This is a genomic window from Thauera phenylacetica B4P (assembly GCF_000310225.1).
Classification (GTDB): domain Bacteria; phylum Pseudomonadota; class Gammaproteobacteria; order Burkholderiales; family Rhodocyclaceae; genus Thauera; species Thauera phenylacetica.
Genome location: NZ_AMXF01000477.1, coordinates 1 through 1173, shown reverse-complemented (window position 1 = coordinate 1173; position 1173 = coordinate 1). Strand labels below are relative to the sequence as shown.

Genomic DNA, 1173 nt, shown 5'->3' with positions numbered 1-1173 from the left:
GACCTTGCCGGGCGAGCTCAACAAGCTCGCCTCCGGCGAGCGCGAGGGCGAGCCTGCGGCGGGCGGGGGCGCCCCGGGGCAGGGTGCTGCGGCAGAGGCTGCGTCGCCTGCGCCGCTGGCCGACGAGATCCCCTTCGACACCGGCGCGCTCGATTTCGAGCTCGACCTCGCCGACGAAACGCCCACCGCGATGCCCGACCTGTCGGCGACCACGCCCGGTCTCGCGCGCGAGTTCGACCTCACCCTGGAGCCGGCCGAGGAGGAGCCCCCCGCGCCGGTGCCCGCATTCGTTCCTGCTCTCGTGCCGGCCGACGACGGCGCGCTGACCTTCGACCTGGATCTCGGCGAGCCCGACGAGCCCCGGGAGGCCGCGCCGCTCGAGGCGCAGCCCGCGCCCGCTGCGCCCGTGCAGACCGCGTTCGCGTCCGCCCCCACGATCTCGATGGAGGACTCCGGCACGATCAGCAACCTCGACTTCGAGCTCCCCGGCATGGGTGGTCCGGGCGGCGAGGCCTTCGATCTCGACGCGACCGTGGTCAGCGCCACCGGCACGATCGACGACGAGCCCGCGCCGCTGCCGGCAGGCCCTGCAGCGAAGGCCGACGAGGCGGTGGTCGACCTCGAGAAGACCGCGTTCGACTCCAGCCTGCTCGACTTCGATTTCGAGCTCGACGCGCCGGCGCCCGCGACGAATGCGGCGATGCCGGCCGGGCTCGACCTGACCTCGATCGATCTCGACCTCGAGGCGCTGCCCGGCGACGCCAAGGCCGCCTTCGACGCCATCCCGTTCTCGGTCGCCGACACCCAGTTCGACCAGCCCGCGGGAGGTGGCGCGGAAGACGCCGGGCCGGTGAACGAGGAGGCCGAGACCAAGCTCGAGCTGGCCCGCGCCTACGAGGAGATGGGCGACAAGGAGGGTGCGCTCGAGCTGCTCGAGGAAGTCGTCGCCGAGGGCGCGCCGAGACAGCAGGCCACGGCCCGCGATATGATCGCGCGCCTGGGCTGATCGCCCCCGCCGGCAGGCCGCCACGAGCGCGGGCTCGCGGCGGCCTTTTCCGTTTACCGATGCACTCCGGTCTTGTCCTGCTCCTCTGGCTCGCGGCGGTCGCCGCCGTCCAGCTCCTGCCGCCGCTCGCGCTCGGTGTCGCGCTCGCGGCGTGCGCGCTGGCGGCC

The 1173-nt window shown here is 73.9% G+C and carries 1 protein-coding gene; it reads left to right on the top strand.

All coding sequences use genetic code 11. From position 1 onward, the window contains the following. The coding region (locus C667_RS23140; RefSeq protein ID WP_004389458.1) for a FimV C-terminal domain-containing protein at nucleotides 1-1006 on the top strand (1006 nt) is incomplete at its 5' end. Nucleotides 1007-1173: the final 167 nt, after the last annotated feature.